The following is a 12,682-nucleotide window of genomic DNA, read 5'->3' on the forward strand; positions in this document are numbered from 1 at the left end:
CACACCATCCGTTCCAGTTACGCGCGCGCGGGGTGCATACCAAGATAGAACGACCGGGCTTGCGATGTCAAGCATCGCGTTGTAGATTTCTTACATGGAAACAGAACGAGTACGGGGCAACCCCGCAGGCATCACGAACACGCACGTCGCCAACAACATCCGCACCGCCCGGCAGGCGATCGGCATGGACTTGCGCACCCTCTCCGACGGCATGGCACAGGCCGGGCGGAAACTCTCCCCGTCGGGGATCAGCAAGCTAGAGGCCGGAGACCGCCGCGTCGACGTGGACGACCTCATCGTCATCGCCTACCTGCTGCGCACCAGCCCCGCCGCGCTCCTGACCCCGCCAGGGCAGGCGACGACGCTCACCGGCGTACCCGACGACTACGAGCCGGAGGAGATCGACCGGTGGATGCGCGGGGAACTCGTGCTCACCGACGAGGGCCTGTTCAACTACTGGCAGCAGGAATGGGTCATCTGCACCGACCGCATCCACTACCTCGAAACCACGCTCGCGGGCATGACTGCACCGAGTCAGGACGATCCTGAGAAGCCGCAGGCGCATCCCAAGACGATTGCCGCCTACCAGGAGCGCTTGGAGACAGCGCGGGCGCGAGCGCGGGCGATCCGGGAACGCGGCGTGCAACTCGATCCCGAGGGGCGCGTGTTCAACGCCGCCGACTACATCGACAACTACGCCCAGACCCACCAGCCCGGACAGACGACAGCAAGGAGCACCCTGTCATGACCATTAAGACCCCATCCGGTGCCGATGAGCGCGGCGGGGGTGAGAAAAAGCAGCGGCGTTCCAGGTCGCGGCATCGGGGATCGCTGGGCGACTACCAGACCCGCAAGGGCAAGCGGTGGAAGTTCCAGATCTATGTGCTCATCGACCCCGAGAAGCCCGAGCTGGGCGAGAAGCGAGTCACCCGTGGCGGGTTCACCGACCTCGAAGAAGCCCAGGCCGCCCTCACCGAGGCATTGAAGAAGAAAGCGAAGAACGAGAAGTTCCTCGGCAAGGTGCCCACCCTCGCCGTCTACGCCGATCACTGGGCCGACAGCCTCCGGTTGGCGGACTCCACGATCAAGGGGTACCGGAAGATCATCCGCAACCACATCACCCCCGATCTCGGCAAGATCAAGCTCGACAAGCTCACCGCAACCCGCATCGGCTCCCACTACCGAGAGCTGGAGAAGCACGGCCGCAAGGACGAGCATGGCAAGGGCAAGCCCCTCTCAGCCAACAGCGTCCACAAGGTGCATGTCGTGCTCGGAGCGATCCTCGATGCCGCGATCGACGACGGGCTGATCTCGGTGAACCCGTCGAAGAAGCGCCGCACCGTCAACGCGCCGAAATCGAGCGAGGTGCGGGCGCAGAAGCCCGAGATCGTCACCTGGACAGGCGAGCAGTTGCACACGTTCCTCACCTGGAACCGCGACGACCGGCAAGACGAGATGTTCCCGCTGTGGCGGCTCATCGCCTACACCGGTATGCGACGCAGCGAAGCCCTCGCGCTGAAGTGGAACGACATCAACACCAGAACAGGTCGTGTCAGCATCCGTCGCGCGGTCAACACCGAGGACTGGACGGAGACGAAGACCACGAAGACGGGCAACGCCCGCGTGATCGACGTGGACGCCGCGACCCTTAAGGTGCTCGCCTCGTACAAGGTCGCACGCGCCGAGGTGTCGTTCGAGCTGGCGAAAGCCGACGCCTATGTCTTCGGTGACGATGACGGGAAGCTGCGCTCACCCGACGCGATGACGAGCCGCTGGGATCGCCGCATGAAGTGGCTGAGCAAGCAGCACCCGAGCCTCCCGCGGGTCACGATCAAGGGGCTTCGCCATACGCACGCCACGCTCCTGCTGGAGCTGGGCGAGCATCCCAAGGTGGTGCAGGAGCGCCTCGGGCACTCCACCATCACCACCACGATGAACATCTACAGCCATGTCACCCCGACGATGCAGAAAGCCGCAGCCGACCGCTTCGCACAGCACCTCGGGAACGCTTAGCACATATTTCAGCACATGGCATGAAAATGACCCCCGGCCCGGTTTTCAAAACCCCAGGTCAGAGGCCATTTTCCATTCGTGCGCGAGGGGGGACTTGAACCCCCACGACCTTGCGATCACTGGCACCTGAAGCCAGCGCGTCTACCAATTCCGCCACTCGCGCGAACTCGTCCAACATTACACGACTCCAGCGCCCATGCAAAATCGGGTTCCGGCAACATCTTCCGTGCCGAATCATCCCTCATAAACGCCCCGCCCTCGAGCACAGCTCCACCGATTTTCGGCGCACGTTCAGGCCCAACACATATTCTGAGGTTATGAGTACGCCGCCTACCCCACAGGAACCATCAGCAGAGCAGCCTTCAGAGCAGCCGCCAGAACAATCCCCGGCTCAGCCCGTGGCACCGGCCTCCACTCCAGCCCCCTCGGTCGTTTCAGTCGCCCCGACCGCCCAGGACATCGACCCGGCACGCATCCACGCTGCACCGGAGAAGAACGCCTTCCGCCGCGCCTTCGCCAAACTGCATCCGTCCCTGCAGCTGGTACTCCTGCAGTTCTGGATGCCCGCCTTCATGGCGATCATGTTCGTCCTGTGTTACGTGGGCGGCTTCCAGCACCTGTCCCCACACGATGTCCCGGTGGCCGTCGTGGGCGACTCCGTCTCCGATTCGCGCAGCACCGCCGCGCAGTTCCAGGAGATCACCGATAAGGCGATGCCCGGCGGCTGGGACTTCAGCGTTGCGAAGTCCGAGGCCGCGGCCAGGGAGGACGTACGCACCGGCGAGGTGGCGGCGGCCTATGACGCCCAGAAGAACACCCTCATCATGGCCTCGGCCCATCAGGCGCAGTTGACCACGCTGATGCCCAAGTACCTGGACACCCTGCTGTTCTCCAAGGCCCCGGCCACCATCGAGGACATCGCTCCCCTGCCGGCCGGCGATATGGGCATGACGCCCATGTACCTCATGCTCACCTGGTGCATCACCGGTTATCTGGCCGCCATGTTCATCGGCCTGATGGGCGCGCCCCTGCGGCGTATGACCCGCTTCGCCATCATCGTCGGCGGATCGGTCTTCCTCACCGGGATCTCCTGCATCCTGGTCGACCCGGTGCTGGGCGCCATCACCGGACACTTCTGGGCCCTGTGGGGCCTGGGCGCCTGCTGGGCGATTGCGATCGGCACCGCGGTCAACGGTCTGAGCTACTTCTTCGGCAGGTTCATCGCTGCACCCGCCATGATCCTGTTCATCTTCCTATCGATCCCCGCATCCGGGGCCGCCATGCCGCAGTGGTTCATCGGCCAGCCCTTCAACTGGCTCAACCACGTGGTGGTGGGCTCGGGGATCACGGAGATGCTCAAGCGCCTGGTCTACGACGTGGGCCCCGGCTACAACCGCGGCTGGATCATGCTGGCCTGCTATCTGGTGATCGGCGTCCTGCTGACCATAGTGGGCAAGCCCTACTGGGAGGCCCGCCGCGTCCGCCATATGCTGCGGGGCCGGACCACGATGTTCCAGGACGCACAGCGCGCCAACGGCCGCCTGCACGAGGCGGAGCGCAAGGCGATCCTGGGCCGCTACAATCTGGAACCCGGCCCCGAGGGCACCGTCATCAAGCAGGAAGCCGACGATGAGGAGCTCTACGATCAGCCCTCCGACGCCTTCGGCTTCGGATCCGCGCTCGAACCGGACATCGACGAGTCCCCGCGGGCGGGCCATCCGCGTCACTGAGACGGCGGTGTCCATGCCCCGCGCTAGGCTGGCGGCACGATGAACACCACATCCGGACTCCCGTTCGCGCGCGCCACCAGGGACTGGTTCGCCGCGGCCTTCGCAGCGCCCACGCCCGTGCAGCTGCAGGCCTGGCGCGCCATCGACGCGGGCGAGAACGCCCTGGTCATCGCCCCGACCGGCTCCGGCAAGACCCTGGCGGCCTTCCTCCACGCGATCGACCGACTGGCCGCCGGCGGAACCGAGGCCGCAGCGGCTACCGCTGCCACCGCATGTGCCGCCTTGGACGAGTCCGGCGCCGCGGCCTCGGCCACCGCCGCGGGCGCGCGGAATGCCGGCACCCGCGTCCTCTACATTTCCCCGGTCAAGGCGCTGGCCGCCGATGTGCGCAAGAACCTGGGTATCCCCCTGGCCGGGATCGACGCCCGGCGGGCGGAACTGGGCCTGGACCCGCACGGCATCTCCGTGGGGATGCGCACCGGCGACACTCCGCCGAACGAGCGCGCGCGGCTGGTCCGCCGGCCCCCTGACATGCTGGTGACCACCCCGGAGTCCCTGTACCTGATGCTCAGTTCGCGGGCACGGGAGACTCTGCGCGGGGTCGACACCGTCATCGTCGACGAGGTGCACTCGGTCGCAGGGACCAAGCGCGGAGCCCACCTGGCTGTATCACTGGAGCGCCTGGACGATCTGGTCGGATCGCCCGTGCAGCGCATCGGCCTGTCGGCCACGGTCAGTCCCGAGGCCGAGGTCGCCGCTTTCCTGGGCGGGCCCCATCCGGTGCGGATCGTGCATCCCCAGGGCTCGAAGGCCCCGCAGCTGGACATCATCGTCGCGGTCGAGGACTTAGGCGACATCGCAGCCGGCAGCGGTTCAACCGGCGGCACATCCGAGCTGTCCGAGTCCGCGGCGGCCAGAGCCGGCTCGATCTGGCCGCATATCGAGGCCCAGGTGCTGGATCGCGTGTTGGACCACGGTTCGACCATCGTGTTCGTGAACTCCCGCGGCCTGGCCGAACGTCTGGCCGCCCGGCTCAACGAGCTGCACGCCGAGAGGCTGGGGCAGCCCTTCCCCGAGGCGCGCCATTCCGCCTCGGGACCGACCACAGGCAGGACCGAGGATGGAGACCGACCCCAGGGCGGCCGGACCTCGGGCCCGTCGGCCGAACGCGATTCCGTGGCGGCCAGTGCAACGGCTGCGGCGACTTCGACAACTGCGGCCGAATCGCCCATCATCGCCCGGGCCCACCACGGCTCCGTATCCAAGGAACAGCGTCTGCTGGTGGAGAACCAGTTGAAGTCCGGGGAGCTGCGCTGCGTCGTGGCGACCAGTTCCCTGGAGCTGGGCATCGACATGGGCGCGGTCGACCTGGTCGTCCAGATCGCCCCTCCGCCGGATGTGGCCAGCGGCCTGCAGCGGGTGGGCCGGGCGAACCACCGGGTCGACGGAGTGGCCCGTGGGCTGATCTTCCCCCGCACCAGGCGCGATCTGGTCCAGGCCCAGGTGATCGCCGAGCGAATGTCCGAGGGGCTGCTCGAGCCACTGTCCCCGCCCCGCAATCCCCTTGACGTGTTGGCGCAGCACACGGTGTCAGCCGTGGCGATCGCTGACGCGGACTCCGCTGCGTCGCTGACCGCGGACTCCTGGTTCGCCACGGTGCGCCGGGCCCATTCCTTCACCGCCCTGTCCCGCCGGTCCTTCGACAGCGTGCTTGCAATGTTGGCCGGCGCCTGGACCACCCGGGAGTTCGCGGGGCTGCGGCCGTCCATCGTGTTCAATCGCTCCAACGGAGAACTCCACGGACGTCCCGGCGCCCAGCGCCTGGCCGTGACGAACGCCGGAACGATCCCCGACCGCGGCGCGTATTCGGTGGTGTTGCCCGCCGGCGTCGAGGACACCGGCAACCGGCGCGTCGGTGAGCTGGACGAGGAAATGGTCCACGAATCGCGGGTCGGCGACATCATCACCCTGGGGGCCTCGGCCTGGCGGATCCAGGAGATCGCGACGAATCAGGTGGTCGTCGTGCCCGCGCCCGGTAGGTCCTCGCGCCTGCCGTTCTGGCATGGCGATGGGCCCGGTCGGCCCCTGGCGCTGGGCCGGGCGATGGGCGCCTTCGTCCGCATGGCCTCGACGCAGCCCGCCACGCAGTCCGAGGCCGGCGCCGAGCGGGCCCGGGAGAACCGGGTCAGGGCGAACACCGTGCGCTTCCTCGACGAGCAGCGCGAGGCCACGGAAGTGGTGCCCGACGATACCGATCTGGTACTGGAGGTCTGCCCCGACGAGACCGGTGATCAGCGCCTGGTGTTGCATTCGCCCTTCGGCCGAAGGGTCCACGCGCCGTGGGCCCTGGCCCTGTCGGAACGCCTGCTGGCAGCCTACGGATCGGATGCCTCGGTCATGGCCGCAGACGACGGGATCGTCGCCCGGATACCCGCGGATGCCGCCGTGCCGGACGCGCGGTTCTTCCAGTTCGATCCCGAATCGCTCTCCCCGCGCATCGAACGACTGGTGGGCGGATCCGCATTGTTCGCCGCACGGTTCCGCGAATGCGCCTCGCGCGCCCTCTTGCTGCCGCGCCGGGATCCCGGCAAGCGGACTCCACTGTGGCAGCAGCGCCAGCGGGCCGGACAGCTCCTGGAGGCGCTGGCGGAGTTTCCCGATTTCCCAATACTGACGGAGACCGCGCGCGAGTGCCTGCACGATGTCTACGATCTGCCGGGGCTGCAGGATCTGATGCGGGAATTGGGCTCCGGACGCATCCTGTTTCACGTGAAACACACGCGCGTGCCCTCGCCCTTCGCCGGCGATCTACTGTTCGGCTATGTGGGCGAGTTCCTCTACGATTCGGACCGCCCGCTGGCCGAACGCCGCGCCGGGGCCCTCGCCCTGGACCCGGCCCTACTGGCCGAACTCCTGGGCTCCCCCGATGCCGAAAAGCTCCTGGACCCCAGGATCCTGGCCCGTATCGAGGCCGAACTCCAACGCCTGGCCCCCGACCGGCGAGCGCGCGGCATGGAGGGTGTCGCCGATCTGCTGCGCGACTTGGGGCCCCTGGACACCGCGCAGCTCGCCGCCCGGCTACGGGATGAGGAGGGGACGGAGGTCTTCGGGTACGTGCGCGAACTGGCCTCCGCCGGACGAGCGATTCCGGTGCGGATCGCCGGGCAGACCGCCTGGGCCGCAGCCGAGGACGCGGGCCGTCTGCGCGCGGCACTGGGCGAGGACACCGTACCGAGTACTCCTGGGGCCGGCGGTGCCGAAGCGGATGTCGCCGGGGTGGACTGCGTCGATCGACCCACACTGCCCGCAGAATTCCTGAACCCGGGCCCTGACCCCATGGGCGATCTCGTGGCCCGCTTCGCGCGCACCCACGGCACCTTCACGACCTCGGCCCTGGCGCGGGCGTTCGGACTCGGACCCGCCGTTGTCGAACCTGTCCTGCGCGGATTCCGCGACTCCGGCACACTCATCGCGATCGGGGCGCACGGCCAAGTCCCGGACACGGTCCCCCATGCGGCACCCGGCGAAGCGCGCGAGCAGGCCGGCGGGCCCTCGGCGGTGTGGATCGATGCCGAGGTCTTCGCCCGGGTGAGACGGTCCGCCCTGCGCGCCGCGCGGGAGGCCACACGGCCGGCCCCGGCCCCGGCCTTCACCTCCCTGCTACTCGAACGCCAGTTCATCACCCACCCCTTGCACGGTGCCGATGGCCTGGCCAGGGTGATCGAGCAGTTGGACGGCCTGGCTCTGCCCGCATCCCTGTGGGAGTCGCAGATCCTGCCCGCGCGAGTTGCGGACTATGGACCGCACCTGCTCGACGAGCTGCTGGCCGAGGGCTCGGTCACCTGGGTCCCCGTCTTCGCCGGCGGCGCGGCGGTGGGCGCCCGGGCCTCCGGAGCCGGTGCTGCCGAGCCGCTCATCTCGCTGCGCCTACAGGACCTGGGACCGGTGCAGGCCGTCGACCCCGCACCACTGACTCCGCTGCAGGAGGCGATCCTCGATGTGTTGGCCGGCGGCGGCGCCTGGAGTGCCGCCGAACTGGGCCGGCGGGCAGATACCGGGGCCGATGCTGTGGACGCTGGAGCCGGCCCTGGGGCAGGACCCGGCGCCAGGGCCGGTTCGGCCTCGGCCACTGCTGCCGAACCACTCGACGCCGACGCCCTGTTCCGGGCCCTGTGGGGCCTGGCCGCGCGCGGAGCAGTGGCGACGGAGTCCTTCGGCCCGGTGCGGGGCCTGGCCGAGTTCGCAGCGGCCGGCAGTGGGCGGGGCGCCCATGGTTCAGCGGCGGGTGGAACCGCCGGTCGCGGTGCACGGCGCTCGGGTCGCCGGGGACGCTCCGGCCGGGCCGCGGGCCGCTATGGCGCTTCCGCGTACGGCTCCGCATACCGGTCCCTACCGGGGGTCGGCGGTGCCGGTCCGGGTCACGAAGCCGGTGGGGGCGGCCGGATACCGCGCAATCCGTTCTTAACCGCGGCCGATCCCAGGCTGCGGGGCCGCTGGGCCCTATCACCGTGGTTCGGCGATGAGGCCAACGGGGACGGTATCGCCTCTGCCGGCGCCGGTCCAACCGCAGAGTCGAGTCCAGACGGCAGTGCCGAGGAGCGCATCGTGGAGCGGGCCGAGGCCATGCTGGATCGCTACGGCGTCGTCACCCGGGCCGCCGCCGTACACGAATCCGTACCCGGCGGATTCCCCGCCCTGGCCCGCGCGCTGACCGCCTTCGAGGATGCGGGCCGGGCCATCCGCGGGCGCTTCGTCGCGGGTTTGGGTGGCAGTCAGTACGCCGAGCACCAGACGGTGGACCGTCTGCGCGATCTGTGGCAGGGACTCGAGGGCCCGGTGGAGTCCGCGGCAACCGCCGGTGCCATCTATGTGTTGGCCGCCAACGACCCGGCCAATCCCTATGGTGTTGGGCTCGCCTGGCCGCAGGCGGGGACGTGGACCGAATCCGAAACACGGGATGGGACCGGGCACGGCGCACCCCGGTCGGAGGACGAGAGGCGACATGTCCCCAAACCGAACCGGGCCGCGGGCGCATTGCTCGTCCTCGATCCGCACGCGGGCGCGGTCGCCTGGCTGGCCCGCGGCGGAAAGCACCTTGTGACCTTCACCGAACGGCAGGGACGTGCAGCCGAGGCCCTGCTTGCCGCATTCGACCGGTACCGGCTGCCGGGGTTCGTCTTGGAGACGATCGACGACAGGCCGGCCCTGGGCCATCCCTGGGCCGAGGCCCTACAACGGGCCGGCCTGCGCCTGGCCCCGCGTGGCCTGCGCTACTACGGGAATTAAGGGCACGGACTGGGCACACCATCCTATATGTTGAGGAAGCAGCGCACGGCCAGGGCCAGGATGATCACGAGCTCGACGGCCAGGACCACCATCGTCTTCCTCGACAGGCCGCGCCGGGCACCGCCTAAACGGCTCGCCTTTGCCAGGCCCTCCCCCGCCGGACCAGTCCCTGCCGGACTCGCCGGGCCCGCGCCAATCGAAACCCCACCGGCGACCACCCGCCAGACGGCGATCCCGGCCAGGACCGCTGCGAGCAGCCAGACGACCAGCAGCAGGGTGCCGGCCGGCCACAGGATGCGCACCAGCAGCATGCCGATCAAATAGCTGCCGGCCATCCGCGCACCGGCCTCCGGGTTCAGGGTGCCGCGCCGCAACCGGATCAGGGCCAGCACCGGCGGGCCCAGCAGCAGCCAGGCGGACACCAGGAGCAGAATCAGACTCATGACCAGGGACAGTGTGCCGTTCATGGTTCGATCACCTTCTGTGCTTCGTCGACCGAGGTCGCGGTATCGCTAAGCACCACGATTCCCCTCGCGCCGTCCTTCTGCTTGCGGTCACCGGCGAAACCCAGATAGCTGGAGAAGCCCCCGGTGCCGCCGTTGTGCCAGACAGTCCCCGCGCCCGTGTGCATCCAGGCGTAGCCGATGCGCTGGCCGGACCCTGCGTCCGCCCGGGCTTTGACCGCCTTGACCCCCGGCGCCTTTCCGGTCGCCACGGCTTGCAGCCACAGTCCCATATCGTGTGCGGTCGAGCGCATCGACCCGGCAGGGGCCTGCGCGCGCATCGTCCACCTGCCGGTGGGCAGGCCCGCGGCGTCGAAGCCGCGCGGAGCATCGGTCCCCAGGTCCGAGGCCTCGGTCGGCACCGTCGTCTCGTCCATTCCCAGCGGTGCGAGGATACGGGTCCGGATCAGCTCGGGATATTCCATCCCCGCACGTTTCGCCACGGCCTGGCCCAGCAGGGCGAAGCCCAGATTGGAGTATCCATACTCCTTCTTCCCACCCTGGCCCGTGGATACCCTGCTCTCGGCGGCCTGCGTCAAGAACTCTTCCTTATCCAGGGTGTAGGGGTCGAATCCCAGTAGCCCGCGGACGGTCTGCACGCCCACACCCGCCGCGCCGGATTCCAGCAGGCGGGACAGTCCCGAATGCTGAGTGGCCAGCTCCGCCAGCGTCACACTTCCCGCCGGACGGTCGCGGAAGTCGGGGAAGACCTCGTCAAGCCGGGTATCGGGGTCGACTTCGCCGCGGTCGATCGCATCCGCGAAGGCGGCGGCCGTGAAGGTCTTGGTCACCGATCCGATCTCGAATTCCGTATGCTCGTCCGCGCCCCAGCCGGCAAACGAGGTCTTACCGTCCTCGTCCAGGCGCAAAGCAACCAGGTGGTGGCGGAATCCGGTGCCCAGCAATCCGTCGATCTGGGACACCAATTCGGAATCTCCGTTGGCCTGGCCGCGCAATCCCAGGGGTTTCGGGGCCACGAGGGCGATGAGCAGGGCGGCCAGGAGTCCGGCCGCAATGGCTATTGTGTGTCGTCTCATGATGTCCTTCCTCGCACCGGCCGGATGCCGGTGCCGTGGCGGCCACTTCCGATGCGGGCACTGCAGTGCTGACACTGCGGGCTCCGGGCCTCAGTCGGTGGCAGCCATGATGATGACCAGCAACGGCACCACCCGGTCCGCGGGCACCCGCCAGTGGCCCCGGCGCGGGGACTGCAGCCAGCCGGTGGCTGCCAGCTGGTGTAAATGGTGGTAGACCTGCCCCGATGTGCCCATCCCCGGCAGAGCCGTCAGGTCCGCCGAGGTCGAGGTGCCCGCGAGTACCGCCTGGACCAGCGCCAGCCGCACGGGGTGCGAGAGCGCGGCCAGGCGTTCGCCCGCATCGGCGAAGTCGCGGCCCAACAGCTCGGCGGTGGGTCGCCCCCACTGCCAGGCCACCGGGCCCTCCGGCAGTTGTGCGGTGCCAGCGAAGTGCACGGCGTCCATGCCCGGATAGCGCCGGGCAGATTCCGTGAGGATCCAGGCCGATTCCGAAACTGCGGCCGATGTGGCCGCCGTATCGGCTCTGAGGCCCGGGGAGTCGGCACCGGAGCCAGTCGAGTCGGTGGAACCGGCACCGGGCGATTTCCCGCCGCGTTCCAGCAGCGCGAGCCGTTCCTCAAGCGCTCCGATCCGGTCTTCGAGCACCTCGACCCGATCCCGCTCGACATCATCTACATCCGTCATATTCTCACTATAACGTAATTACGTATTAATTGACTAGAGACAGACGGCAACAACTCTGCAACATTCCAGACACTTATTTATATATCTATCTGATATTCTTGCTGGCACAAGCACCCGACAGAAAGACCAGGGAAGTCACAGAAGTGAGCGCAGAGACAGAGAACCTAGCCACCGGGCAGACACCACCGGGCACGCATGCCACCGCCGCCGAGGTCGAGCCCGGCTGGTGGGTCCAGCCCAAGACCGTATGGGCGGTGGCGCTGGCCGCCGCAGTGTCCTTCATGGGCATCGGCCTGGTCGACCCGATCCTGCCTGCGATCAGCGCGGACCTGCACGCCACCCCGGCCCAGACCTCGCTCCTGTTCACCTCGTACCTGCTCATCACCGCCGTGGCGATGTTCTTCACCAGCTGGGTCTCCGGGCGGATCGGCGCGCGCAACACCCTGCTGATCGGCCTCGGCCTGATCGTGGTGTTCTCACTGGCCTCCGGCCTGGCCCCCAGCGTTCCGTGGATCATCGCCTTCCGCGCGGTCTGGGGCCTGGGCAACGCCCTGTTCATCTCGACCGCACTGTCGACGATCATGAGCGAATCGCGCAATCCCGACGGCGCGATCGTCCTCTACGAATCCGCACTGGGCGTCGGCATGGCCCTGGGCCCGCTGGTCGGCGGCCTGCTGGGCATGATCTCCTGGAAGGCGCCCTTCATCGGCACGGCCGTCCTCATGGCCGCGGGCTTCGTCGCCATCCTGACCATGCTGGACAAGAGCGCCGTCGAGAAGAGACACACCCCGGTCTTCGCCGCGTTCGGCGCCTTCAAGAAGCCGGCCCTACTGAGCTTCGGCCTCATCGCCATCTTCTACAACATGGCCTTCTTCGTCGTCCTCGCCGTCTCCCCCTATCCTCTGGGCTTCGGGGCGCTGGGCATCGGCCTGACCTTCACCGGCTGGGGCGTGGGTCTGGCTCTGACCTCGGTCTTCGGCGCACCGGCGCTATCCGCCCGGTTCAAGCGCACCACGATCATCGCCTCGGGCCTGGTCGCCCTGTTCATCGTCGTGGCCCTGGCGACCTTCCTCGTCAACGTGGTCCCGGCCCTCATCGCCCTCATCGTGGTCTCCGGTTTGATCCTGGGCGTGATGAACACCGTCCTGACCGAATCGTCCATGGAGTCCACCGACCTGCCGCGGCCGGTCGCCTCGAGCGCGTACTCCGGCATCCGCTTCCTAGGCGGCGCCATCGCCCCTCCGCTGGCCACCAGCCTGGGCCATGCCTTCGGTTGGAGCGCCTCCTATGTGTTCGGCGCTGCGGCACTCATCGTGGCGATCGTGCTCGTGTTCTCGCTGCACGGTCCTCTGTCGGCGGCCAATAAGCCCCACGACCGCGAGGTCGTCGCCGGCTGAGGCCCGCCCCTCCCCAACCCTTCGCGCCGAAC

General features: G+C 68.4%; 8 protein-coding genes and 1 tRNA gene. 5 read left to right on the forward strand and 4 right to left on the reverse strand.

Going from position 1 to position 12,682, the window contains the following annotated elements; genetic code table 11:
- Nucleotides 1-94: 94 nt before the first annotated feature.
- Nucleotides 95-748, forward strand: a complete 654-nt coding sequence (locus NQ036_RS06290) for a helix-turn-helix domain-containing protein (RefSeq protein ID WP_156366452.1) — start codon at nucleotides 95-97, stop codon at nucleotides 746-748.
- Nucleotides 745-2,013, forward strand: a complete 1,269-nt coding sequence (locus NQ036_RS06295) for a tyrosine-type recombinase/integrase (RefSeq protein WP_257048954.1) — start codon at nucleotides 745-747, stop codon at nucleotides 2,011-2,013. Before NQ036_RS06290 ends, NQ036_RS06295 begins: the two co-directional genes overlap by 4 nt.
- A 79-nt stretch (nucleotides 2,014-2,092) precedes the next feature.
- Here the strand turns inward: NQ036_RS06295 and NQ036_RS06300 are convergent.
- A tRNA-Leu gene (locus tag NQ036_RS06300) sits at nucleotides 2,093-2,176 on the reverse strand.
- 235 nt (nucleotides 2,177-2,411) lie between these two features.
- On the opposite strand from NQ036_RS06300, the gene NQ036_RS06305 reads away from it, so the two are divergent.
- Nucleotides 2,412-3,743: an ABC transporter permease gene (locus tag NQ036_RS06305; RefSeq protein WP_257048952.1), complete on the forward strand. Its 1,332-nt coding sequence runs from the start codon at nucleotides 2,412-2,414 to the stop codon at nucleotides 3,741-3,743.
- A 39-nt stretch (nucleotides 3,744-3,782) separates the two neighbouring features.
- Nucleotides 3,783-9,029 (forward strand): ATP-dependent helicase, encoded by a 5,247-nt coding sequence (locus NQ036_RS06310; RefSeq protein ID WP_257057737.1) that lies wholly within the window; start codon nucleotides 3,783-3,785, stop codon nucleotides 9,027-9,029.
- Nucleotides 9,030-9,052: 23 nt separating this feature from the next.
- Here NQ036_RS06310 and NQ036_RS06315 read toward each other — a convergent pair whose 3' ends face one another.
- The 3 genes from NQ036_RS06315 to NQ036_RS06325 all read right to left on the reverse strand — a co-directional run bounded on the left by NQ036_RS06315 (nucleotide 9,053) and on the right by NQ036_RS06325 (nucleotide 11,253).
- Complete coding sequence (locus NQ036_RS06315) at nucleotides 9,053-9,496, reverse strand: hypothetical protein (protein WP_257048950.1); 444 nt, start codon at nucleotides 9,494-9,496, stop codon at nucleotides 9,053-9,055.
- Nucleotides 9,493-10,569, reverse strand: a complete 1,077-nt coding sequence (locus NQ036_RS06320; RefSeq protein ID WP_257057739.1) for a serine hydrolase — start codon at nucleotides 10,567-10,569, stop codon at nucleotides 9,493-9,495. Before NQ036_RS06320 ends, NQ036_RS06315 begins: the two co-directional genes overlap by 4 nt.
- Before the next feature lie 90 nt (nucleotides 10,570-10,659).
- Nucleotides 10,660-11,253 (reverse strand): helix-turn-helix transcriptional regulator, encoded by a 594-nt coding sequence (locus NQ036_RS06325; RefSeq protein ID WP_257057742.1) that lies wholly within the window; start codon nucleotides 11,251-11,253, stop codon nucleotides 10,660-10,662.
- Between the two features lie 143 nt (nucleotides 11,254-11,396).
- Between NQ036_RS06325 and NQ036_RS06330 the strand changes: the two genes are divergently transcribed.
- The gene (locus NQ036_RS06330) at nucleotides 11,397-12,650 is read left to right on the forward strand and encodes an MFS transporter (protein ID WP_257057744.1); all 1,254 of its coding nucleotides are present in this window, start codon (nucleotides 11,397-11,399) and stop codon (nucleotides 12,648-12,650) included.
- The last annotated feature ends 32 nt before the right edge of the window (nucleotides 12,651-12,682 follow it).

It is taken from the genome of Brevibacterium sp. 91QC2O2 (assembly GCF_024580695.1).
In the GTDB taxonomy this organism is placed as follows: Bacteria; Actinomycetota; Actinomycetes; order Actinomycetales; family Brevibacteriaceae; genus Brevibacterium; species Brevibacterium moorei.

Coding starts and splice junctions, on each gene's coding strand:
- NQ036_RS06295 (WP_257048954.1), top strand. CDS start 745: ATGACCATTAAGACCCCATCCGGTGCCGATGAGCGCGGCGGGGGTGAG.
- NQ036_RS06310 (WP_257057737.1), top strand. CDS start 3,783: ATGAACACCACATCCGGACTCCCGTTCGCGCGCGCCACCAGGGACTGG.
- NQ036_RS06315 (WP_257048950.1), bottom strand. CDS start 9,496: ATGAACGGCACACTGTCCCTGGTCATGAGTCTGATTCTGCTCCTGGTG.
- NQ036_RS06325 (WP_257057742.1), bottom strand. CDS start 11,253: ATGACGGATGTAGATGATGTCGAGCGGGATCGGGTCGAGGTGCTCGAA.
- NQ036_RS06290 (WP_156366452.1), top strand. CDS start 95: ATGGAAACAGAACGAGTACGGGGCAACCCCGCAGGCATCACGAACACG.
- NQ036_RS06320 (WP_257057739.1), bottom strand. CDS start 10,569: ATGAGACGACACACAATAGCCATTGCGGCCGGACTCCTGGCCGCCCTG.